General features: G+C 68.6%; 20 protein-coding genes and 1 pseudogene. 11 read left to right on the forward strand and 10 right to left on the reverse strand.

Going from position 1 to position 22,420, the window contains the following annotated elements:
* Positions 1 to 3: 3 nt before the first annotated feature.
* Both AC1DVU_RS21900 and AC1DVU_RS21905 read right to left on the reverse strand, forming a co-directional pair.
* The gene (locus tag AC1DVU_RS21900) at positions 4 to 750 is read right to left on the reverse strand and encodes a 3-hydroxybutyrate dehydrogenase (protein ID WP_476924584.1); all 747 of its coding nucleotides are present in this window, start codon (positions 748 to 750) and stop codon (positions 4 to 6) included.
* A complete protein-coding gene (locus AC1DVU_RS21905; protein ID WP_476924585.1) occupies positions 747 to 2,111 on the reverse strand; it encodes an MFS transporter in 1,365 nt (454 codons plus the stop codon). The genes AC1DVU_RS21900 and AC1DVU_RS21905 overlap by 4 nt, the downstream gene beginning before the upstream one ends.
* A 114-nt stretch (positions 2,112 to 2,225) precedes the next feature.
* On the opposite strand from AC1DVU_RS21905, the gene AC1DVU_RS21910 reads away from it, so the two are divergent.
* Positions 2,226 to 3,146, forward strand: a complete 921-nt coding sequence (locus AC1DVU_RS21910) for a LysR family transcriptional regulator (protein WP_476924586.1) — start codon at positions 2,226 to 2,228, stop codon at positions 3,144 to 3,146.
* Positions 3,147 to 3,151: 5 nt separating this feature from the next.
* Here AC1DVU_RS21910 and AC1DVU_RS21915 read toward each other — a convergent pair whose 3' ends face one another.
* Positions 3,152 to 4,357 carry an MFS transporter gene (locus tag AC1DVU_RS21915; RefSeq protein ID WP_476924587.1) on the reverse strand — a complete coding sequence of 402 codons (1,206 nt, stop codon included), beginning with the start codon at positions 4,355 to 4,357 and terminating at the stop codon, positions 3,152 to 3,154.
* A 113-nt stretch (positions 4,358 to 4,470) separates the two neighbouring features.
* On the opposite strand from AC1DVU_RS21915, the gene AC1DVU_RS21920 reads away from it, so the two are divergent.
* Positions 4,471 to 5,646, forward strand: coding sequence for a winged helix DNA-binding domain-containing protein (locus AC1DVU_RS21920; protein WP_476924588.1), 1,176 nt, complete (start codon positions 4,471 to 4,473; stop codon positions 5,644 to 5,646).
* Here the strand turns inward: AC1DVU_RS21920 and AC1DVU_RS21925 are convergent.
* Complete coding sequence (locus AC1DVU_RS21925) at positions 5,636 to 6,193, reverse strand: TetR/AcrR family transcriptional regulator (RefSeq protein ID WP_476924589.1); 558 nt, start codon at positions 6,191 to 6,193, stop codon at positions 5,636 to 5,638. The genes AC1DVU_RS21920 and AC1DVU_RS21925 overlap by 11 nt on opposite strands.
* A 54-nt stretch (positions 6,194 to 6,247) precedes the next feature.
* Here AC1DVU_RS21925 and AC1DVU_RS21930 point away from each other — a divergent pair, with 54 nt between their 5' ends.
* From AC1DVU_RS21930 to AC1DVU_RS21950, 5 genes are all read left to right on the forward strand, one after another.
* Positions 6,248 to 7,123, forward strand: coding sequence for an alpha/beta hydrolase family protein (locus AC1DVU_RS21930; RefSeq protein WP_476924590.1), 876 nt, complete (start codon positions 6,248 to 6,250; stop codon positions 7,121 to 7,123).
* Between the two features lie 192 nt (positions 7,124 to 7,315).
* Complete coding sequence (locus tag AC1DVU_RS21935) at positions 7,316 to 9,517, forward strand: MMPL family transporter (protein ID WP_476924591.1); 2,202 nt, start codon at positions 7,316 to 7,318, stop codon at positions 9,515 to 9,517.
* Between the two features lie 108 nt (positions 9,518 to 9,625).
* Positions 9,626 to 10,291, forward strand: a complete 666-nt coding sequence (locus tag AC1DVU_RS21940; protein ID WP_476924592.1) for a response regulator transcription factor — start codon at positions 9,626 to 9,628, stop codon at positions 10,289 to 10,291.
* A gap of 93 nt (positions 10,292 to 10,384) precedes the next feature.
* Positions 10,385 to 11,689, forward strand: a complete 1,305-nt coding sequence (locus AC1DVU_RS21945; RefSeq protein ID WP_476924593.1) for a sensor histidine kinase — start codon at positions 10,385 to 10,387, stop codon at positions 11,687 to 11,689.
* Positions 11,686 to 13,722 carry a hypothetical protein gene (locus AC1DVU_RS21950; protein WP_476924594.1) on the forward strand — a complete coding sequence of 679 codons (2,037 nt, stop codon included), beginning with the start codon at positions 11,686 to 11,688 and terminating at the stop codon, positions 13,720 to 13,722. Before AC1DVU_RS21945 ends, AC1DVU_RS21950 begins: the two co-directional genes overlap by 4 nt.
* Here AC1DVU_RS21950 and AC1DVU_RS21955 read toward each other — a convergent pair.
* Both AC1DVU_RS21955 and AC1DVU_RS21960 read right to left on the reverse strand, forming a co-directional pair.
* Complete coding sequence (locus AC1DVU_RS21955) at positions 13,702 to 14,097, reverse strand: response regulator (RefSeq protein WP_476924595.1); 396 nt, start codon at positions 14,095 to 14,097, stop codon at positions 13,702 to 13,704. The genes AC1DVU_RS21950 and AC1DVU_RS21955 overlap by 21 nt on opposite strands.
* An 80-nt stretch (positions 14,098 to 14,177) precedes the next feature.
* Complete coding sequence (locus AC1DVU_RS21960; RefSeq protein ID WP_476924596.1) at positions 14,178 to 16,388, reverse strand: NADP-dependent isocitrate dehydrogenase; 2,211 nt, start codon at positions 16,386 to 16,388, stop codon at positions 14,178 to 14,180.
* Positions 16,389 to 16,533: 145 nt separating this feature from the next.
* On the opposite strand from AC1DVU_RS21960, the gene aqpZ reads away from it, so the two are divergent.
* From aqpZ to AC1DVU_RS21975, 3 genes are read left to right on the forward strand one after another with little or no spacing between them, the layout of a single operon-like run.
* The gene (aqpZ, locus tag AC1DVU_RS21965) at positions 16,534 to 17,241 is read left to right on the forward strand and encodes an aquaporin Z (protein ID WP_476924597.1); all 708 of its coding nucleotides are present in this window, start codon (positions 16,534 to 16,536) and stop codon (positions 17,239 to 17,241) included.
* 57 nt (positions 17,242 to 17,298) lie between these two features.
* Positions 17,299 to 17,514, forward strand: a complete 216-nt coding sequence (locus tag AC1DVU_RS21970; RefSeq protein WP_476924598.1) for a hypothetical protein — start codon at positions 17,299 to 17,301, stop codon at positions 17,512 to 17,514.
* Entirely contained in the window at positions 17,495 to 17,698 is a 204-nt protein-coding gene (locus tag AC1DVU_RS21975; RefSeq protein ID WP_476924599.1) for a hypothetical protein, read from the forward strand. The genes AC1DVU_RS21970 and AC1DVU_RS21975 overlap by 20 nt, the downstream gene beginning before the upstream one ends.
* A 41-nt stretch (positions 17,699 to 17,739) precedes the next feature.
* On the opposite strand, the gene katG is transcribed toward AC1DVU_RS21975, so the two are convergent.
* Positions 17,740 to 19,983 carry a catalase/peroxidase HPI gene (gene katG, locus AC1DVU_RS21980; protein WP_476924600.1) on the reverse strand — a complete coding sequence of 748 codons (2,244 nt, stop codon included), beginning with the start codon at positions 19,981 to 19,983 and terminating at the stop codon, positions 17,740 to 17,742.
* 31 nt (positions 19,984 to 20,014) lie between these two features.
* Positions 20,015 to 20,443 (reverse strand): Fur family transcriptional regulator, encoded by a 429-nt coding sequence (locus tag AC1DVU_RS21985; RefSeq protein ID WP_476924601.1) that lies wholly within the window; start codon positions 20,441 to 20,443, stop codon positions 20,015 to 20,017.
* 137 nt (positions 20,444 to 20,580) lie between these two features.
* Between AC1DVU_RS21985 and AC1DVU_RS21990 the strand changes: the two genes are divergently transcribed.
* Positions 20,581 to 21,570 carry a malate dehydrogenase gene (locus tag AC1DVU_RS21990; RefSeq protein ID WP_476924602.1) on the forward strand — a complete coding sequence of 330 codons (990 nt, stop codon included), beginning with the start codon at positions 20,581 to 20,583 and terminating at the stop codon, positions 21,568 to 21,570.
* An 80-nt stretch (positions 21,571 to 21,650) separates the two neighbouring features.
* Here AC1DVU_RS21990 and AC1DVU_RS21995 read toward each other — a convergent pair whose 3' ends face one another.
* Positions 21,651 to 21,923, reverse strand: coding sequence for a DUF3017 domain-containing protein (locus tag AC1DVU_RS21995; protein WP_476924603.1), 273 nt, complete (start codon positions 21,921 to 21,923; stop codon positions 21,651 to 21,653).
* Positions 21,923 to 22,420: pseudogene (locus AC1DVU_RS22000) on the reverse strand (bifunctional methylenetetrahydrofolate dehydrogenase/methenyltetrahydrofolate cyclohydrolase); the annotation flags it as partial. The pseudogene AC1DVU_RS22000 and the gene AC1DVU_RS21995, both read right to left, overlap by 1 nt.

The raw sequence follows: 22,420 nt of genomic DNA on the forward strand, positions 1-22,420 counted from the left end.
CCGTCAGCGGGCGCTCCACCCACCGTCGATCGTCGAGGACGCGCCCGTGATCATCGCGGCATCGTCGGACGCCAGGTAGCCGACCAGCGACGCCACCTCCTCCGGCTCGACGAGTCGCTTGATCGGTGTCCCGGCGAGCAGGACCTCGTCGACGACCTCGGTCTCGGCGATGCCGTTCGACCGGGCCTGCGCCGTGATCTGCGCATCGACCAGCGGCGTGCGCACGTAGCCCGGGTTGACGCAGTTGCTGGTCACCCCGTGAGCGGCGCCCTCGAGCGCCGTGGCCTTCGACAGCCCCTCGAGGGCGTGCTTGCAGGTCACGTATGCCGCCTTGTTGGGCGACGCCCGCAGCCCGTGCACCGACGACATGTTGATGATGCGGCCGTGGCCTCGGGCATACATGTACGGCAGTGCGGCCCGCACGAGCAGGAACGGCGCCTCGACCATGAGCGCCATCATGCGGTGGAGCACGAGGGGGTCGAAGTCCTGGATCGCGGAGACGTGCTGGAAGCCCGCGTTGTTGACCAGGACGTCGACCTCGAGGGCGAGATCCGACAGCGACTCCGCGTCCGTGAGGTCGACCGTCCAGGCCTCGCCGTCGATCTCGTGCGCGAGCTCCTTGGCCGCTGTCTCATCGATGTCCGCCACCGTCACGCTGGCTCCGCGCCCGGCGAGGTCCCGCGCGATCGCCGCGCCGATTCCCCCGGCACCGCCGGTCACGAGAGCCCGCCGACCGGTCAGGCCACTCATGCGCGAGAAGCGGGCTCGAAAGCCACGGCGTCGGCCCGGTCGATGGCCTGCAACGAGGCGCCCTTGGTCTCGCGCGTCACAGCCACCGCGATGATCGTGACGGCCGAGGCGGCCAGCAGGTAGAACGCCACCGGGACCGACGAGTCGTACTTCCGCAACAGGGCCGTGGCGATGATGGGAGCGAGCGAGCCAGCCGCGATCGACGTCACCTGGTAGCCCAGCGAGACCCCCGAGTAGCGCATCCGCGTCGGGAACATCTCGGCCATGATGGCGGGCTGGCCGGCGTACATGAAGGCGTGGATCAGCAGGCCGAGCGTGATCGCCAGCAGGATCGTCGGGTCGTGCGCCGAGTCCATCATCGGGAAGGCGAAGAAGCCCCAGGTCCCGGCGAGCAGGGCGCCCACCGCGTACGTCGGTCGTCGTCCGATCCGGTCGGACAGCCGGCCGACCTGAGGGATCGCCAGGAAGTGCACGAGGTGCGCCAGCAGCATCAGGCGGAGGATGTCGTCGGTGTCGGTCTCGACCACGACCGAGAGGTAGGTGATCGAGAACGTGACGACGAGGTAGTACATGACGTTCTCCGCGAATCGCAGGCCCATCGCCGTGAGGACGCCTCGGGGATAGCGGCGCAGCACCTCGAACACGCCATAGGACTCGGCCTTGGTCTCCTCGACCTCCTTCTGCGCCTCGAGGAAGATCGGGGCATCGGTGACCGTGGTGCGGATGTAGTAGCCGACCAGCACGATGACGGCGGACAGCCAGAACGCCACTCGCCAGCCCCAGCTGAGGAATGCCTCGTCGGACAGCGTCGAGGTCAGACCGAGCAGGACGAGGGTCGCCAGCATGTTGCCCATCGGCACGCCGGCCTGCGGCCAGCTGGCCCAGAAGCCGCGCTTGTCGTCGGGGCTGTGCTCGGCCACGAGGAGCACCGCACCGCCCCATTCGCCGCCGATCGCGAAGCCCTGGATGAATCGCAGGACGACCAGGAGCGCAGGTGCGAGGTAGCCGATGCTGCTGTACGTCGGGATGCAGCCCATCGCGAACGTCGCGACGCCGACGAGGAGCAGGCTGAACTGGAGCAGCTTCTTGCGGCCGTGCCGGTCACCGAAGTGGCCGAACACCAGACCGCCGATGGGCCGGGCAGCGAAGCCGACGGCGTACGTGATGAAGGCCGCGATGATCGCGTCGAGCTGGTTGTCACGGGCGGGGAAGAAGACCTTGCTGAACACCAGGGTCGCAGCGGTGCCGTAGAGAAAGAACTCGTACCACTCGACGACGGTGCCGGCCATCGACGCCGCCACGATCTTCTTGAGACCGCTCTGGGTGGTTGACCCGGCTGGGGTGGAACGTTGGATCGTCATGATTGCCTCCGACTGTGACGCAGCACACAAATTCACTGACCTCGACGAGTCTGGGTGCATTCAGGCGCACACGCAATCGCCAATGTCGCAAGGTGGATCTGCAAGAATGCAGATATGCCCCGCCCCGCACTGCCCAGCGCGGACGACTTGCTGGTGCTCCTCGAGGTTGGCCGGAGCGGCCGGTTCACTACCGCAGCCGAAGCCCTCGGACTCAACCACACGACCGTCTCGCGCCGCATCACCGCACTGGAGAAGAGTCTCGGCGGGCGCGTCCTCGCACGCGGGCCCGCCGGGTGGGAGCTGACGCCGCTGGGGCAGGACGCGCTCCAGGCAGCCGAGCGACTCGACGCCGTACTGCGTGAGCTGACCGCCGGCCCGGGCGACAGCGACGCCCTCGACGACGTCGTGCGGCTGTCGGCAACCGACGGCTTCAGCGCCTACATCGCGGCGCCGGCTGCGGCACGACTTCGTCAGCGGCATCCCGGCCTGGCGATGGAGATCGTCACCGCGACCCGACGGGCCACCCAGCAACGTACGGGCCTCGACATCGAGATCGTCGTCGGGGAACCCCAGGTGCACCGGGCGGAGGCGACCCGGCTCGCCCCGTACGTCCTGGGGCTGTACGCATCCCGCGACTACCTCGCGTCACACGACGCGCCGCAGACCGTGAAGGAGGTCGCCGACCACGGGCTGGTCTACTTCATCGACTCGATGCTCCAGGTCGATGACCTCGACGTGGCTCGCAGCTTCGTGCCCTCGATGGTCGACGCCGTGACGTCGACCAACGTGTTCGTGCACGTCGAGGCGACGCGAGCCGGTGCGGGCCTCGGGCTGCTGCCGTGCTTCATGGCCGACCGGCACGACGACCTCGTGCGACTGCTGCCCGAGCGCATCGAGGTCGGGCTGGACTACTGGCTCGTCGCCCGGCCTGAGGCGTCTCGCCGGCCGGGAGTCGCGGCCGTCACCGCAGAGCTCCACCTCGCGGCCCGCTCGATGCAGGACGCCTTGATGGGGCGCGTGCGCACGACCGGCTGACGGGGTCAGGCGTCGACGGATCGGCGCTGGTAGGCCAGGCCGATCGCGAAGATCGCGAACCCGGCGACAGCCAGAGCAGCGCCGACCAGGCTGGCGGCGCGATAGCCGTAGCCCGCGGCGATCGCAGCAGAGCCGAGCCAGGCGCCGAGACCGTTCGCGGTGTTGAGCGCCGAGTGGTTGAGGGCGGCCCCGAGCATCTGCGCGTCGCCGGCGGCGTGCATCAGCCGCATCTGCAGGTTGATCGCGACGACCGAGCTGATGAGCGCGACGGCGAACACCATGATCATCGCCGGGATGACGTGCGGAGCGGCGAAGAAGAACACCACGAGGGCCGCCGTGGTGGCCGCGAACCCGTACAGGACCGAGCGTTCGATGTTCCAGTCGGCGAGCACACCCGCAGCCCACGAGCCCACGACAGAGCCGATGCCGAAGACCAGCGCGAACCAGGGCACCCACACCTCCGGCTGGTCGGCGACCTTGGTGACCAGAGGTGAGATGTAGGTGTACATCGCGAACAGTCCCCCGAAGCCGATCATCCCGGCCGAGACCGCGAACAGCACCTGCGGCCGCTTGAGCGCGGAGAGCTCGCTCCGCAGCGACGCCTCGCCGTTGGCCGGCGAGTGCGGCACGAAGGCGAAGATCATGGCCGCCGTGGCGATCGTGAGTGCCAGGACGACCCAGTAGGCGCTGCGCCATCCGAGGTGCTGCCCGAGGGCGATGCTCGCCGGTACGCCTACGACCGTGGCGACGGACAGGCCGAGCATGACCGAGCTGACCGCGCGGCCCTTGAACTCCGGGCGGACGAGCGAGGCCGCCAGCAGGGACGCGACCCCGAAGTAGGCGCCGTGCGGGAGCCCCGCGACGAAACGCGAGATCAGCACCGGGACGTAGCCGCTGGCCATAGCGGTGATCGCATTGCCGATGCCGAGCGCCAGGATCAGGCCGATCGCCAGCTCGCGCTTGGGCAGTCGGGCGCCCAGTGAGACGATGACCGGCGCGCCCACGACGACGCCCAAGGCGTACGCCGTGATGATGTGGCCGGTCGTCGCATTGGACTTGTGGATGCCGTCGGCGATCTTCTCGAGCAGGCCCATCGACATGAACTCGGTCGTCCCGATCGCGAACCCGCCGAGGGCAAGCGCGAGCAGGGCGAGAGTCAGGTGCTTGGTGCTCACGCTCGTCTGGGGGGAGCTTTCGACGATGGTCACCACGTGTACAAGTCTCCCAGCGGTGCCAGTTGTTCCACGAATCGAGACAGTGTGCGTCGCCTCACGCACCAACGCCTTCCGCGGTTTTGTAGGCGGGCGATGCCACGCTGTCCGGTATGCACGAGATCTCCGACGCCGAGCGCCGAGCACGCCTGGGCCGACGCCACGCGTTGGCCGACGATCATCGCGCGGCATCAGTGACCGAAGCGGCCCGGGCCGTCGTCGCCCTGCACGGCACCGACCCCGCCTCGACCGTCCTGTCGGCGCTGGCCCGCACCCACCATGCGACTCCAGCCGACGTCGAACGCGCCCTCTACGACGACCGTGACCTCGTACGCGTGCTGTCGATGCGGCGGACAGTCTTCGCGGTGCCGCGTGATGTCGCCGGCGCCTGCCTCGTGGGCGCGTCGGACCTGGTCGCGATCCAGCAGCGCAAGCTCCTGGTCAAGTCGCTCGCCGCAGTGGGTGTCTCGGGCGACCTCCAGGCATGGATCGACCGCGCCGAGCTGGTGGCGCTCTCGGCGATCGAAGCGGCCGGCGAGGTCACCAGCTCAGAGCTCGCGCGGGCGGACCCGCTCCTCGCGACGCGAGTGCAGCTCGGCAGCGGCAACTTCGTCGCCACGCCCACCGTCGCGAGCCGGCTCATGACGATCCTCTCGGCCGAGGGCAAGGTCGTCCGCACGCGACCGCGCGGCGGGTGGACTTCGACGCAGTTCCGCTGGAGCACCATGAGCTCCTGGTGCGACCTCGGCGAGCTGCCCGACCTCGAGACGGCGATCACCGAGCTCGCCCGTCTGTGGCTGCACGCGTACGGGCCGGCGACGCTCGACGACCTGCAGTGGTGGACCGGCTGGACCAAGACCCGCACGCGGGCCGCGGTCGCGCCGCTCGCGACGGTCGAGGTCGAGCTCGACGGCGGCCCAGGTCTGGTCCTTGCAGACGACGTCGGGCCGGTCGAGGCGCCAGGGCCCTGGGTCGCACTCCTGCCCGCGCTCGACCCGTCGTCGATGGGCTGGAAGCACCGGGACTTCGTGCTCGGGCCGCACCGCGAGCGGCTCTTCGACATCAACGGCAACGCCGGGCCGACCGTATGGGTCGACGGCCGGATCGTCGGCGGCTGGGCACAGCGCGACGACGGCGAGGTGGCGTTCACACTGCTGCAGGACATCGGGTCCGAGGCCACAACCGCGGTCGAGCAGCGCGCGGCCGGGCTCACGACGCTGCTGGGCGACGTACGCCTCAAGGCCCGGGCCCGCGGCTGGACCGATGTCGAAAAAGCCCTCAGGACTTGATGGCGTCGCGGATGAGCACGCGGAGCTCCGCGGCCACCGCCTCGAGCGGCTCAGGGCTGCGCTGGCTGCGGGCCATGACGACAGCCCCCTCGAGGCTGCCGACGATCAGCCACGCCAGCCGCTCGGCTCGCTTGGGAGCCACCCCGTCGGCGCGCAGCACCGGCACGAGCATGCCCTGCCAGGTCTTGAACACCTCGCTCGCCGGACCGGCCGTCGCTGTGTCCTCGGTCGCCACGGCGAGCACCGGGCAGCTCGCTTCGTAGTCACTCCTGCTCAGGAACTCCCGCCAGTTGGCGATGAACGCGTCGAGCGCAGCCAGCGCACCACCCTCGCTCGCCCTCGCCAGGACCTTCTCCACACGGCCGGAGACCCAGGCGACGGCTTCTTCGACGAGCTGGTCCTTGCCCCTCGGGAAGTAGTGGTAGGTCGAGCCCAGCGGTGCGCCGGTGAACTTCGCGAGCTCCCGGACGCTCGTCGCGCCGACGCCGCGCTCGCCGATCAGCTGCGCTGCGCCGGCAACCATCTTGGTGCGGGGATCGAGTGGCATACCGGAAGCATAGCTCCTTGACTATGACAGTTGTCATAGCCTAGCGTCAGATCTATGACGAATGTTATAAAGCAGCAGCTGTGGGACACCATCACCTTCCGGGCCGACGACGGCTACGAGCTGCACGGCCGCTGGTTCGAGCCCAGCGATGAGGCTCGCGGCGTCGTCCTGATCGTGCCCGCGATGGCGACCACCGCGGCCTACTACGCGACCTTCGCCTCGTGGCTGCGCGATCGTGGATTCGCCGTCATGACCTTCGACTACCGCGGGTACGGCGACTCGCTCGACGGACCGATGCGCGAGGTCGAGAACGACCTCGTCCGCTGGGCGCACGACGCCCGCGACGCACTGGAGCATGCCCACGTACGAGCCGAGGGCCGGCCGGTCACCTGGCTCGGCCACAGCCTCGGTGGTCAAGTTCTCGCATTCGCCGACCACACCAAGGCAGATCGCGCCATCAGCGTCGCGGCCGGCACGGGTTACTGGAGGCACAACACGCCGAGCGCTCGCCGCAAGGCTCCGCTGCTGTGGAAGGTCATCGCCCCAGCCGCGATGGCCGTTGCCGGCTACTTCCCCGGCAAGCGGCTGCGCATCCTGGGTGACCTGCCGGCCAACGTCATGCGCCAGTGGGCTCGCTGGTGCATGGATCCGGACTATCTGCTCGGCGAGCTGCCCGAGATGCGCGAGCGATTCGCCGCGGTCGACATCCCCATGGCGTCGGTGTCGTTCACGGACGACGAGCTCATGTCGGCGACGAGCATCAGCACGCTCGACGCGCTCCACACCGCCGTCGACACCACCCACATGCGCTTCACGCCGGAGCAGCTGGGCGTCGACCGCATGGGCCACTTCGGGTTCTTCCGGCACAACCAGGTCGACCTGTGGGACGAGCTGATCCTGCCGCACCTGGCCGAGCAGCCCAGCAGCTGAGCGCGAGCGGGGGTTAGCCCCCCTCCCTGTCGGTGGTCACCCCCTGGCAGAGGACCGGGAAACCCGGCGCCGGACCCCTGCGAGCGGTCGGACAACGCCCTGCCGCGGCACCCTCTGATCTTCCTACTGTCGAAGAGTCAGAGCACCAGCCGCCCGGTTCGGAGCTCAACCGTTCAAAGGAAAGGCTCCATCATGTCCCGCATTCTCTACCGACTCGGTCACTTCGCCGGACGCCACCCGTGGCGCGTCCTGGCGGCGTGGATCGTCGTCGGCATCTCGGTCTTCATGCTCAGCTCCTCGCACGGCGGATCGCCGGACGAGAGCTTCAACATTCCCGGTGCGGAGTCGCAGCGCGCTGCCGACGCCGTAGCCGACAGGTTCCCCGAAGAGACCGTCTACACCTCCAACGTCATCTTCCACTCGGACAAGGGTCTCGAGGATCCAGCCACCAAGGCGGCGATCGAGCAGACCGTGACCGAGCTGGCCGAGGGCCACAAGGTCGTATCGGTCAACAGCCCCTACGACCCGCGTGGTCCGACGCTGAGTGACGACGGCAAGACGGCCTTTGCGACCGTCGCGTACGACGGGGACAAGATCAGCGCCGCTCAGTTCAAGGAAGCCGCCGCATCGACCAAGGTCGCCCGCGACGCAGGCGTCCAGGTCGAGTACGACGGCACCCTCGGGTACGCCAAGGCTGAAGCCAAGGAGCCCAGCAGCGAGAAGATCGGCATCATCGTGGCCGTCGTGGTCCTCGCGATCGCGTTCGGCTCGCTCGTCGCCCTCAGCATCCCGATCGTCACGGCGCTGTTCGGCCTCCTGATCGGCATCAGCTCGCTCAGCATCATGTCCGGCATGATTGCCGTTCCTGAGATCGCGAACATCGTCGGCATGATGCTCGGCCTCGGTGTCGGTATCGACTACGCACTGTTCATCCTGTCCAGGCATCGCCAGAACCTCGATGACGGCATGACCGTCCCCGAGGCGATCGGCCAGGCAAACTCGACGGCAGGACTCTCGGTGCTGTTCGCCGGCGTCACGGTCATCGTCGCCATCGCAGGCCTCCAGGTCTCCGGTGTCCCGATGATGACGGTCATGGGCTGGGCCTCTGCCTTGATGGTCCTGATCACGATGCTGGCAGCGATCACCCTGCTGCCCGCGATCCTCGGCATCGTCAAGAAGAAGGTCAACGCCGCGAAGATCCCGTTCATCAAGCAGCGTCCTGCGCACGATCCCAGCTCCGGCTCGGCTCGTTGGGCCGCTCGGGTCGTCAAGCACCCGGTTCGCTACGGAATCGTCGCGACGCTCATCCTCGGTGTGCTCGCTGCTCCGGTGTTCTCGATGCGCCTGGGCTTCACCGACTCCGGCAACGACGCCGCTTCGACGACGACCCGCAAGTCGTACGACATCATGGCCGACGCCTACGGTCCGGGCACCAACGGCCCGTTCCAGGTCGTGCTCGAGACGCATGGCGCATCTGACACGGACGCAACTGTCGCTCGGGTCGCCAAGGCACTCGCCTCGGCCAAGGGTGTCGCCTCCGTCCAGGAGCCCGCGTTCAACGAGGGCAAGGACATCGCGATCATCGCCGTCACGCCGACGAGCGCACCTCAGGACGCGGAGACGTCGGACACGCTGCACCGTCTGCGCGACACCGTGCTCCCCGACGCCATCGGTGACAGCAAGGTCGAGCCGATGGTCACTGGTGGAACGGCGATGTCGGAAGACGTCTCGAACCGCCTGCAGGATCGCATGCCCTGGTTCCTCGGAGCCGTCATCGGACTGTCGTTCCTCGTGCTGATGCTCGTGTTCCGCTCGGTGCTCGTGCCGCTCAAGGCAGCCGTGCTCAACCTGTTGAGTGTCGGAGCCGCGTACGGCGTCATCGTCGCGGTGTTCCAGTGGGGCTGGGCGGCGAACCTGATCGGTGTCGAAGGATCTGTCCCGATCATGCCGCTCGCACCGATGCTGATGTTCGCGATCCTGTTCGGACTCTCGATGGACTACGAGGTCTTCCTGCTGAGCCGGGTGCGGGAGCAGTTCACCCGTCACGGCGACGCCAAGAAGGCCATCGTGGAAGGCGTCGCCAGCACGGGACGCGTCATCACGAGTGCCGCGCTCATCATGATCAGCGTCTTCGCATCGTTCATCCTGATGGCCGACGTCACCGCGAAGATGTTCGGTGTCGGCCTGGCCGTCGCGGTCCTGCTCGACGTGACGCTGGTCCGGATGGTCCTCGTGCCGTCGGCGATGAGCCTGCTGGGCGCCCGCGTCTGGTGGCTGCCGAAGTGGCTCGATCGTCTCCTGCCCAACATCGACCTGGAAGGTGGCCACGTGGACAGCGAGCTCACCGAAGAGGACGAGAAGTTCCTCGAGGAAGGCGAGAAGGTCCTCGTCTGAGGATCACCAACAGAATCACTGGCGCGGCCGGTCCCCTCGGGGGCCGGCCGCGCTGGTGTTCCCTGCAATCCCGCCTCCGCCGGCACCCCGCTGGGGTAGTCTCCGAGAATGGTCCTGCGAGTCGTGTTCGCAGACGACAACTACCTCGTACGCGAGGGTGTCTCAGCTCTGCTCGGCCAGGTCGACGACATCGAGCTGGTCGAGATCGTCGAGGACCCTGCGGCGTTGCTCAAGGCCGTCGCGATCCACAAGCCCGATGCGGTCCTCACCGACATCCGGATGCCGCCGACGCACACGACCGAGGGCATCGTGGCGGCCAAGCAGATCCGCATCCAACACCCCGAGACGGGCGTGGTCGTCCTGTCGCAGTACGTCGAGGAGGACTACGCGTTCGAGCTGCTCGAGGACGGCGTGGCCGGGCTCGGCTACCTGCTCAAGGAACGGATCACTCAGCTCGACGAGCTGGTCCGCGCGCTGCACGAGGTGTCCCGCGGCGGATCAGCACTCGACCCCAAGGTCGTCGAGGGCCTGATGGCTCGCAAGGCCAGCGAGCAGTCGTCACCCCTGCTGGGTCTCACCGAGAAGGAGCGGGCGGTGCTGGAGTGCATGGCGACCGGCCGCAACAACGCCACGATCGCCAAGACGCTCTACATGAGCGAGCGAGCCGTCGAGAAGCACATCAGCTCGGTGTTCCAGAAGCTGCGCCTCGTCGAGGAGGGTGAGCTCAATCGACGGGTCATGGCGGTGCTGGCGTATGTCGAAGCCACCTCCTGACGCCCGCCCACGACGCATTCGTGCGGCTGACCCCACCCCTGCGTACGGTCAACGCCCTCCCCCCAAGGGCGTGAACGGGAGCAGACTCGCGCCATGACCGCGCTCGTGACCCAGCGACGCCTGCCTCCCGACCGAGTCGAGACCGTCCTCGTCGGCGCGGGTCTCCTGGTGTTCGTCGGCACGGTGTACGTCGTGACGGTCGTCGGCGGCGGGATGCTCATCGGGCACACGTCGTCACCCGACACCACGCTGTCGATCCTCGCGACGCTGATCGTGGCACTGGGCCTGGGCCCGGTGCAGGCCGCGTTGCAGAGGTGGGCACGCCGGGTCGTGACGGGCGAACGCGAGCTGCCGTACGACGTCCTCAGCCGGTTCTCCGCCTCCGTGACACAGTCGCACGACGAACAGGTGCCCGCGACGATGGCTCGAGTCCTCGCCGAGGGCACCGGGGCCGCCTGGGCCCAGGTGTGGCTCCTCGTCGGGGACACGCCCGTGCTCGCAGCCACCTGGCCCGAGGGCGCCGCCGATCAGCCGTACGAGCCGACGAGCGCCGGGTCGACGCCGAACGGGCAGCGCACACTACTGGTCCGCCTCGCCGGCGAGACCCTCGGCGCACTGCGGATCCAGGAGCGCCCGCACCAGCCGCTGACCCCCGTCGAGCAACGCCTGTTCGACGGCCTCGCGTCGCAGGCGGGCCTGGTGCTCCACGGGGCTCGGCTGCGGGCCGAGCTCGCCAGCCGGCTCGAGGAGCTGTCGCTCCGCGCCGATGAGCTGCGCGCCTCCCGTGGCCGGGTGGTCGAGGCCCAGGACACCGAACGCCGCCGGCTCGAGCGCGACATCCACGACGGCGCCCAGCAACACCTCGTCGCGCTGGCCGTCAACCTGCGCCTCGCGCAGACGCTCAGCGAGTCCGCGCCGGAGGCTGCCGCCAAGGTCGTCTCGGAGCAGGTCGAGGCGACGGATCTGGCGATCGAGACCCTGGTCGACCTGTCCCGCGGCATCTACCCCGGTGCGCTCAGCGACCACGGCATCGGGCAGGCCCTCACCACCGCCACTGCAACGGCGACGACACCGGTGGAGGTCGTGGACGAGACGCAGGGACGGTTCGACCCAGAGGTCGAGCTCGCGGTCTACTTCTGCTGCCTCGAGGCGATCCAGAACGCACTCAAGCACGCCGGGGCGTCGCGCGTACGCGTCACGCTCCGCAAGGCTGACGGCGAGCTGCTCGCGACAGTCGCCGACGACGGCACCGGCTTCGACGTCGACGCCACCCCGGGTGGCTCCGGCCTGAGCAACATGCGCGATCGGCTGGACGCGGTCGCCGGAACGATCGCGATCGAGGCGTCACCCGAGGGGACGATCGTCACGGCACGCGTACGACTGGATGGTCCCGCATGACTCGCGCCATGGTGTGGTCGCTCGCCCTAGTCTCGGCGTTGTGCGTCATCGGTGACACGTTGGTCATATCGGCGTACGGCTCGCTGTGGTCCACCGACACGCTGGGACTGCACGGATGGCCGTTCGTCGACCTCGCCGGGCTCGGATGCTCCGTGCTGGGAGCGGTCATCGTCATGACCTATCCCCGTCACTTGATCGGCTGGCTGCTCACGATCGTCGGGGTGACCACGTCGATCTCCCTGCTCGCCGAGGCCTACAGCCACTGGGTCATCCACGAGAACGGTCCCGGCTCCACGTCGGCCGGCGAGCTCGCGGCGAGCGTCGCGCTCGGGCTCGGCGGGCCGTTCGCGCTCAGCGTCCTCGGCGTGATCTTCTTGACGGTTCCCGACGGGGAGCTCGTCTCCCGTCGCTGGCGGCCCGTGGTCTGGGTGGCGTGCCTCGGATACGCCCTGTCGCTGGCGGGACTGCTGATCACGCCGCCGTCCGACATCGTGAGCAGGGCCGACGCGTCCGAGGGTACGTCGACGGGCGAGCTGCTGGCCTCGATCGGGATCCTGCTCACGGCCGGCGCCCTGATCATCGGGGTCGTGAGCATGGTCGTCCGGCTGCGACGCTCGCAGGGCGAGGCTCGCCAGCAGCTGCGCTGGGTCGTCACAGCGGCGGCGTTCGTGGCGATCGCCCTCACCGCGATCCTCCTGTATCAGTCGTTGATCTCGGGCGGCGACCAGTCGCCCGTCACGAGCATCCCGCTCTACCTCTCGTACGTCGCGCTGATCGCGAGCATCGCGATCTCGGTCCTGCGGTTCCGGCTCTACGACCTCGACATCATCATCAGTCGTGCCGTCGCGCTGGCCTGTGCGACGGCGTTCGTCACCGGCGCGTACGTCGTCGCCGTCGTGGCGGTCGGGGACCGACTCGACGGAGAAGCTGAGAGCTTCGGGCTCTCGCTGGCGATCACGGCGATCGTGTCCCTGGCCTTCCAGCCACTGCGCCGCTGGATCGTGCGACTGGCGGACCGGCTGGCGTACGGCCGCCGGGCGCAACCCTATGACGCCCTCGCCGAGTTCAGCCGCCGCGCCGGCGAGAGCCCCGCTCCACACGAGCTGCTGCCGGCCGTCGCCGAGGCGGCCGGGCTCGCCAGCTCGGCACTGGAGTCGACGGTCCGGCTCGACCTGCCGGACGGCGCCGAGCGATCGGCTTCGTGGACCCCGCGAGCGGCCGGGCGTGGTTCGGCGGGCGACTGGATCGAGATCCCGGTCGCCGACCGGGCCGGCGAGGTCGGCGCCATCCGGGTCCGGCTCCCGGCAACCCGCAACCTGCGCCGGCACGAAGAGCGGTTGCTGCGCGACATCGCCGACCAGGCTGCCGTGGCGTTCCGCAACGTGCGCCTCGAGGTGGCCCTGGGCGCGCACGTCCAGCAGCTGCATCAGCAGACCGAGGAGCTGACCGCATCACGAGGCCGGCTCATCCGGGCGAGCGACTCCGAGCGACACCGTCTCGAGCTCGCGATCTCCCACGAGGTGCTCTCGCGGCTCCACGACCTGCGCGCCGGCCTCGCCGCCGTGCCGGACACCGGTCCGACTGCAGAGCAGGCTGCGGGATTCGTCACGGACGCCACGACGGCGCTCGAGTCGCTGCGGGACCTGACGAAGGGCCTGCACCCGACTCTCCTCACCCGCAGCGGGCTGGCTTCGGCCCTGACATCGTACGTGGGACGGGTCACGACAGACACGACGCTGACCATCGAGCCCGCCGTCTCGGCAGCACGCTGGCCGGACCGGGTCGAGGCGACTGCCTATTTCTGCTGCACCCACGCAGTCATGTACGGCGGCGTCGGCGCGATGACCTTGCGCGTCGCGCCGGACGCCGACGCCCTCGAGGTCGAGCTCACCGGCACCGATCTCGATGCGGCGGCACGGCAGTCGATGATCGACCACGTCGAGACGCTGCGCGGCAGCTTCGACGACAGCGCCGGCCGCATCATCATCCGGCTGCCGCGAGAATCCGAGCGGTCAGCCGTCCCGGTGAGCTGAGGTCCACGCCTCGATCAACCGGTCCGGTCCGAAAGCACCCTTGGGGACGTAGTCCGAAGCGCCGGAGCCGGCGAGGTCGACGTCGTCGCGGTCGTACGTGGACAGCAGCACCACGACCGTGCCATTGCCCTCGGCGAGGATCTGCCGGGTCGCCTCGATGCCGTCAATGCCGGGCAGGTTGACGTCCATCAGCACGAGCTCGGGCTGCAGCTCGCGGGCCACCTCGACCGAGTCCTCGCCCGATGCCGCGGTGCCGACGACGGTGAACCCGCTGGTGGCCTCCACGACCGCCTGCATGGCTCGCCGGAACGGCTCCTGGTCGTCGACGACCAGCACCCGCACGTCGGGTTCGTGGGACACCGCTTGGACCTCCATACGACCAGTGTGGCGGGCGGGAGCCGCGTGCAGGAGGGGGTTGGCCGCACTCTTGGTACGGCCGACCCCCGCCCACGCCGTCAGGACAGGATGCCCAGGACCTCGGAGAACGTGGTCGAAGGGCGCATGACCTGCTTGACCTTGGCGTCGTCCGGGCGGAAGTAGCCACCGATGTCGGCCGGCGATCCCTGCACCGCGAGCAGCTCGTCGTTGATCTTCTGCTCGTTGGCGGCCAGCGCGCCGGCGACCTCGGAGAACCCGGCGGCGAGGTCAGCGTCCTCGGTCTGTGCCGCGAGCTCCTGCGCCCAGTAGAGCGCGAGGTAGAAGTGGCTGCCGCGGTTGTCGATCTCGCCGACCTTGCGGCTCGGCGACTTGTTCTCGTTGAGGAACGTGCCGGTCGCCCGGTCCAGCGTGTCGGCCAGGATCTGCGCCCGCGCGTTGCCGGTGGTCGTCGCCATGTGCTCGAAGCTCGACGCCAGTGCGAGGAACTCGCCGAGGCTGTCCCAGCGCAGGTGGTTCTCCTTGACGAGCTGCTGCACGTGCTTGGGGGCCGAGCCACCGGCGCCGGTCTCGAACAGCCCACCGCCGTTGATCAGCGGGACGATCGACAGCATCTTGGCGCTCGTGCCGAGCTCGAGGATCGGGAACAGGTCGGTGTTGTAGTCGCGCAGCACGTTGCCGGTGACCGAGATCGTGTCCTCACCCTTGCGGATGCGCTCGATCGAGAACGCGGTGGCGTCCTCCGGCGACATGATCTCGATCTGCAGGCCTTCGGTGTCGTGCTCGGGCAGGTAGGCCTCGACCTTGGCGATCAGGTTGGCGTCGTGTGCACGGGTGGGGTCGAGCCAGAACACGGCCGGCGTCTGCGAGGCGCGCGCCCGCGTCACGGCGAGCTTGACCCAGTCGCGGATCGGCACGTCCTTGGTCTGGCAGGCGCGCCAGATGTCCCCAGCCTGCACGGCGTGCTGCAGCAGCACGGTGCCATCCTGGTCCACGACCTCGACGGCGCCCGCACGGTCGATCTCGAACGTCTTGTCGTGGCTGCCGTACTCCTCGGCGGCCTGCGCCATGAGGCCGACGTTGGAGACCGAGCCCATCGTCGTCGGGTCGTACGCGCCGTTGGCCCGGCAGTCGTCGATCACGGTCTGGTAGACGCCGGCGTACGAGCTGTCGGGGATCACGGCGAGAGTGTCGGCCTCGTTGCCGTCGGGGCCCCACATGTGGCCGGACGTGCGGATCATGGCCGGCATCGACGCATCGACGATGACGTCGCTCGGGACGTGGAGGTTGGTGATGCCCTTGTCGGAGTCGACCATCGCGAGGGCGGGGCCGTCGGCGATGCCCTGCTCGATCGCGGCCTTGATCTCGGCGCCGTTGGGCAGCTTGTCGAGTCCGGCGAGGATCGAGCCGAGGCCGTTGTTGGGGCTGAGTCCGGCGGCGGCGAGGTCGTCGCCGTACGCCTCGAACACGGCCGGGAGGAAAGCCTTGACGACGTGACCGAAGATGATCGGGTCGGACACCTTCATCATGGTCGCCTTGAGGTGCACCGAGAAGAGCACGCCGTCAGCCTTGGCGCGGGCGATCTGCGCCGTGATGAAGTCGTCGAGCGCAGCGGCGCGCATCACGGTGGCGTCGACGACCTCACCGGCCAGCACGGGGATGGAGTCCTTGAGGACCGTCGTGGCGCCGTCGGCGACGAGCCGGATGCTCAGCGTGGTGTCGGACTCGATGACGACCGACTTCTCGTTGGAGCGGAAGTCGTCGGCGCCCATCGTCGCAACGTTGGTCTTGGAGTCGCTGGTCCAGGCACCCATCGAGTGGGGGTGCGCCTTGGCGAAGTTCTTGACCGACGCCGGGGCGCGGCGGTCGGAGTTGCCCTCGCGCAGCACGGGGTTGACCGCGCTGCCCTTGACCTTGTCGTAGCGCGCGCGGACGTCCTTTTCCTCGTCGGTCTGCGGGTCGTCGGGGTAGTCCGGCAGCGCATATCCCTGGCTCTGCAGCTCGGCGATCGCGGCCTTGAGCTGCGGGATCGAGGCGCTGATGTTGGGCAGCTTGATGATGTTGGCCTCGGGCGTCTTGGCGAGGGCGCCCAGCTCGGCCAGCGCGTCGCCGATCTGCTGCTCCGGCGTCAGGCGGTCGCCGAAGAGCGCAATGATGCGCCCCGCGAGCGAGATGTCACGGGTCTCGACCTCGACGCCGGCCGTCGAGGCATACGCCTCGATGACGGGGAGGAACGAGTAGGTGGCCAGCAAAGGCGCCTCGTCGGTGTGGGTGTAGATGATCTTGGCCATGAGTGCGACGACTCCTACGTGTGGATCAAAGATTGTTTGACATCAAGATATCTCACCGACACTGACGCTCCCAGCGTCCCCCAGCGACAGCGCTCGGAGCTCTACCCTGTGAGACAGGTCACACACTGTCTCCAGGAGGCCCACGATGGCAGCACCCACCACATCCCACAAGCTCGGCGCCGAGGCACTGGGCACGTTCTGGCTCGTGCTCGGTGGCGTCGGCACCGCAGTGCTGGCCGGCGGCAGCGGCGGGGTCGGCACGCTCGGCATCGCGCTCGCTTTCGGCCTCACGGTCCTGACCGGCGCCTATGCCTTCGGGCCGATCTCTGGCGGGCACTTCAACCCCGCCGTGACGGTCGGCCTCGCCACGGCCAAGCGGTTCGACTGGAAGGACGCGCCCGGCTACTTCCTGGCACAGTTCGTCGGCGCCACGATCGCCGGCGCCGTCCTGTACGTCATCGCGTCCGGCGCCGATGGCTTCGACGCATCAGCCAGCGGCTTCGGCACGAACGGCTACGGCGACCACTCCCCCGGCGGCTACAGCCTGCTGGCGGTCATCATCACCGAGATCGTGCTGACGGCGTTCTTCCTCTACGTCATCTTCGGCGCCACGGCCAAGCGTGCGGCGGTCGGCTTCTCCGGGCTGGCGATCGGCCTCGCCCTGACGCTGATCCACCTGATCTCGATCCCGGTCGACGGCACCTCGGTCAACCCGGCCCGATCGTTCGGTGTCGCCGTGTTCGCCGGCTGGGATCACTTCGCACAGCTCTGGGTCTTCATCCTCGCGCCGGTCATCGGCGCCGCGATCGCCGGTGTCACCCACGCGTTGATCGTCGGCGAGGACACGGACTGACGCTTCCGCCGCTGACGAGTGTCTGAGACGATCTTCTTCCGCGAACCAGGAGGCCTGATGGTCACCGTCATCTTCGTCATCGCCGGTGTGGTGCTGCTCGTCGGACTCACCGTCCTCCTCGAGCGTCGGTCCTCGCACGCTGCGCCGTTCGCGCGCGATGTGGAGCACCGTGGCCTGACGGCCGACGGCCGCCACCAGGGCCGTTCCCCAGGGGCCGACGGTGGCGGAATGTCCTACTACAACGGCGGGGACGGTGGCGGCTCCGGCTCCTGAGATCCAGGTGCCCGAGGGGTTCTATGAGCGATCGGCCGCGATGACGACCCGGGTCCTGCGCACCAAGCGCCGCAGCGAGGCTGCTGAAGCCGTGCCGGGGTGGGCGCGCGACCGTCGGCCAGGCCAGCCGCGATGGGTCGTCGCCCTCGGCGGACGCGTCTGGCACGTCGGCCCCCCTGGATGACGAAGGGCCCGGGACACATGTCCCGGGCCCCGCGTCGTCACTCAGGCGACGTCGTAGCGGTCGAGGTCCATGACCTTCGACCATGCTGCGACGAAGTCGTGCACGAACTTGCCCTTGGCGTCGTCGCTCGCGTAGACCTCGGCGATCGCGCGCAGCTCGGAGTTGGAACCGAACACGAGGTCGGCCCGGCTGCCGGTCCACGTGACCGCACCCGAGGCATCGCGAGCCTCGTACGTCGACGAGTCGGCAGCTGATGCCGTCCAGTTCGTGCCGAGGTCCAGCAGGTTGACGAAGAAGTCGTTCGTCAGCGTTCCGGGCTGGTCGGTGAGCACGCCGACGGGCGAGTTGTCGTAGTTGGTGTCGAGGACCCGGAGGCCACCCACCAGCACGGTCAGCTCAGGCGCACTCAGGTTGAGCAGGTTCGCCTTGTCGATCAGCAGGAACTCCGCCGGCAGTCGGTTGCCCTTGCCGTAGTAGTTGCGGAACCCGTCGGCGACCGGCTCGAGCGCAGCAAACGAGTCAACGTCGGTCTGCTCCTGCGTGGCATCCGTGCGTCCCGGGGTGAACGGGACCTCGATGTCGTGACCCGCGGCCTTGGCGGCCTGCTCGATGGCAGCTGCGCCGCCCAGAACGATCACGTCGGCCAGCGAGACGCCCTTGCCGAACGCCTGCTGCACGCCTTCGAGCGTACGAAGCACCGTCGCGAGCTGGTCGGGGTTGTTGACCTCCCAGCCGTTCTGCGGCTCCAGACGGATGCGAGCGCCGTTCGCTCCACCACGCTTGTCGCTGATGCGGAACGACGAGGCCGCGGCCCACGCGGTCGACACGAGCTGCGAGACGGCGAGGCCCGACGCGAGGATCTGCGCCTTGAGCTCGGCGATGTCAGCGGCCGAGAGCGGTTCGCCTGTTGCAGCCGGCAGCGGGTCCTGCCACAGCAGTTCTTCCTGCGGCACCAACGGGCCGAGGTAGCGCTGGATCGGTCCCATGTCACGGTGCGTCAGCTTGTACCAAGCACGGGCGAACGCATCCGCGAACTCCTCCGGGTTCTCGAGGAACCGGCGGGAGATCGGCTCGTAGATCGGGTCAAAGCGCAGTGCGAGGTCCGACGTGAGCATCGTCGGCGGGCGCGACAGCGTGCCGTCCTGCGGATCGGGCACGGTGTTGGCCGCGGCGCCGTCCTTGGGCTGCCACTGGTGGGCACCCGCGGGGCTCTTGGTCAGCTCCCACTCGTGGGCGAACAGGGTCTCGAAGAACGAGTTGTCCCACGTCGTCGGCGTAGCCGTCCAGGTGACCTCGAGTCCGCTGGTGATGACGTCGCGACCCTTGCCGCTGCCGAACGACTGCTTCCACCCCAGCCCCTGCTCCTCGATCGGTGCACCCTCGGGCTCAGGCCCGACGAACTGGTCAGGGTCACCGGCGCCGTGCGCCTTGCCGAACGTGTGGCCTCCGGCGATCAGCGCGACGGTCTCCTCATCGTTCATGGCCATGCGGCCGAACGTCTCGCGGATGTCGCGAGCAGAGCCGAGCGGGTCAGGGACACCTTCGGGGCCCTCGGGGTTGACGTAGATGAGGCCCATCTGGACGGCTGCGAGCGGGCTCTCGAGCTCGCGGTCGCCGGTGTAGCGCTCTTCGCCGCCCTTGTCACCGCCGAGCCATTCGTCCTCGGGGCCCCAGTAGACGTCCTCGTCGGGTTCCCAGACATCGGGACGACCGCCGGCGAAGCCGAACGTCTTGAAGCCCATGGWYTCGAGSGCGACRTTGCCSGTSAGGATCAKCAGGTCGGCCCACGARATSGCRKYGCCGTACTTCTKCTTSAKSGGCCASAGCAGKCGSCGKGCCTTGTCGAGRTTGSCRTTGTCGGGCCAGCTGTTGAGCGGGGCGAAGCGCTGCATGCCGGCGCCGGCGCCGCCGCGGCCGTCCCTGATCCGGTAGGTGCCGGCGCTGTGCCACGCCATGCGGATGAAGAACGGTCCGTAGTGACCGAAGTCGGCCGGCCACCAGTCCTGCGAGTCCGTCATGAGCGCCGCGAGGTCGTTGCGTACGGCGTCGAGGTCGAGGTTGTTGAACGCCTGGGCGTAGTCGAAGTCGTCGTCCATGGGGTTGGCGACATCGGTGTGCTTGCGGAGGATCTTGAGGTTGAGCTGGTTGGGCCACCATTCCTGGTTGGCCGATCCCTCAGTCGGGTGGACACGTCCGCCGTGGGAGACGGGGCACTGTCCTTGGCCCTCGTTCTCCTCGTCGTTCATGTCGCCGACGACGGCATTGTGGTCGGTGTTGTCAGGCATGGGATTCCCTCTCCGGATCACGTGGTTGGTCTCAAGCAGGTACGGCGGCGCACTCGGGGCAGATCCCCCAGTACGTCACCTCGGCTTCGTCGATCGAGAAGCCGTGGTCGTTGGATGCGGTCAGACATGGCGCGTTGCCGTGAGCGCAATCCACGTCGGCGACCGCGCCGCACGAGCGGCAGACGACGTGGTGGTGGTTGTCTCCGACGCGCAGCTCGAACCTCGCCGGCGAGCCGGCCGGCTCGATGCGGCGTACGAGGCCCGCAGCCGTGAAGGCCTTGAGGACGTCATAGATCGCCTGGGTCGAGACCGTGCCGAGCTCGGCCCGGGCTGCATCGGCGATCGAGTCGACGTCGGCATGCGGCTGCCGGCCGAGCGCCTCGATGACCGCGAGCCGTGGTCGCGTCACGCGCAGACCAGCATCGCGCAGCTGCGCGACGGGGTCCTGGAGCGTGGGCATGCGGCTATGCAATCACCTTTTCTGGAATCATTCAAGATTAACTCGATGAACGTCTCATGAACGCGGGGTCTGGTGGATCGGGTGCGGTCAGCGTGCGCTAGTTTCGAAAGGAACCCCAGCCTCAAGGAGCACTTCTCGTGAGCACTACCCCCGTCAAGGTCGCCGTCACCGGCGCCGCAGGCCAGATCGGCTACAGCCTCCTCTTCCGCCTCGCCAGCGGATCCCTGCTCGGCCCCGACACCCCGATCCAGCTGCAGCTGCTCGAGATCACGCCGGCGCTCAAGGCCCTCGAGGGCGTCGTCATGGAGCTCGACGACTGCGCATTCCCGACCCTCGCCGGTGTCGAGATCGGCGATGACGCCGAGAAGATCTTCGATGGCGTCAACCTCGCTCTGCTCGTCGGCGCCCGCCCCCGCGGCCCGGGCATGGAGCGCGGCGACCTGCTCGAGGCCAACGGCGCGATCTTCACGGCGCAGGGCAAGGCCCTCAACGCCGTCGCCGCCGACGACGTACGCATCGGGGTCACCGGCAACCCGGCCAACACCAACGCCCTGATCGCGATGTCCAACGCGCCCGACATCCCCAAGGAGCGCTTCAGCGCCCTGACCCGCCTCGACCACAACCGGGCGATCTCCCAGCTCGCTGCCAAGACCGGCGCCTCGGTCACGGAGATCAAGAAGATGACGATCTGGGGCAACCACTCGGCCACGCAGTACCCCGACATCTTCCACGCCGAGATCGCCGGCAAGAACGCCGCCGAGACGGTCAACGACCAGGCCTGGATCGAGAACGACTTCATCCCGACCGTCGCCAAGCGTGGTGCCGCGATCATCGAGGCGCGTGGCTCGTCGTCCGCCGCGTCTGCCGCGTCCGCGACGATCGATGCGGCCCGCGACTGGCTGCACGGAACCCCCGAGGGCGACTGGGCGTCGATGGCGGTCGTCTCCGATGGGTCCTACGACGTCCCCGAAGGCCTGATCTACTCGTTCCCCGTCACGACCAAGGACGGCAACTGGGAGGTCGTCCAGGGCCTCGAGATCGACGAGTTCTCACGCGGTCGCATGGACGCCACCGCTGCTGAGCTGATCGAGGAGCGCGACGCAGTCAAGGAGCTCGGCCTCATCTGATCCCCGACCCCGCGATTTGTGACGAAATGCCCCGGTCTCATCAAGAAGACCGGGGCATTTCGTCACAAATCGTGGGGTTCTCAGCCGGGCTGGCCGGGGATCACGACGGCAAGCACGACGAGGGCGACCCCGAGGGTCGACATCCAGAACACGTCGAACGCCTTGCCGCGCACGCGCAGCATTCCGGTGTGGTCGATCGGCACGACGACACGCGCCAGGGCACCGACCACGAAGGCGGCGCCGATCACGATGACGCCCGTCCGCCACGGCCCGACCACGACGATCACGAGGCCGGCGAGCACCGCCAGCAGGTGCAGCAGGTAGAGCTGAGAGCCGCGGCTCCGCGGACCCATCACGGGTTGAGCCGCTCGGCGGTCTCCACGACGTTGGCCAGCAGCATCGCCCGGGTCATCGGCCCGACCCCGCCAGGGTTCGGTGAGATCCAGCCCGCGACCTCGTACGCCTTGGGGTCCACGTCACCCACGATGCCGTTCTCATCCCGGCTCACCCCGACATCCAACAACGCGGCACCGGGCTTGACCATGTCCGCGGTGATGATGCCCGGCACCCCGGCCGCGGCGATCACGATGTCGGCGCGGCGGACCTCTTCGGCCAGGTCACGGGTGCCGGTGTGGCACAACGTCACCGTCGCGTTCTCACTACGCCGGGTCAGCAACAACCCCATCGGCCGCCCCACCGTGATCCCCCGACCCACCACCACCACGTGCTGGCCGGCGATCGGCACCTCATGGCGACGCAACAGCTCGATGATCCCCCGTGGGGTGCACGGCAACGGCGCGTCCTTGCCCAGCACCAACCACCCCAGGTTCGTCGGATGCAGACCATCGGC

This window comes from Aeromicrobium sp. P2_G6, assembly GCF_056403535.1.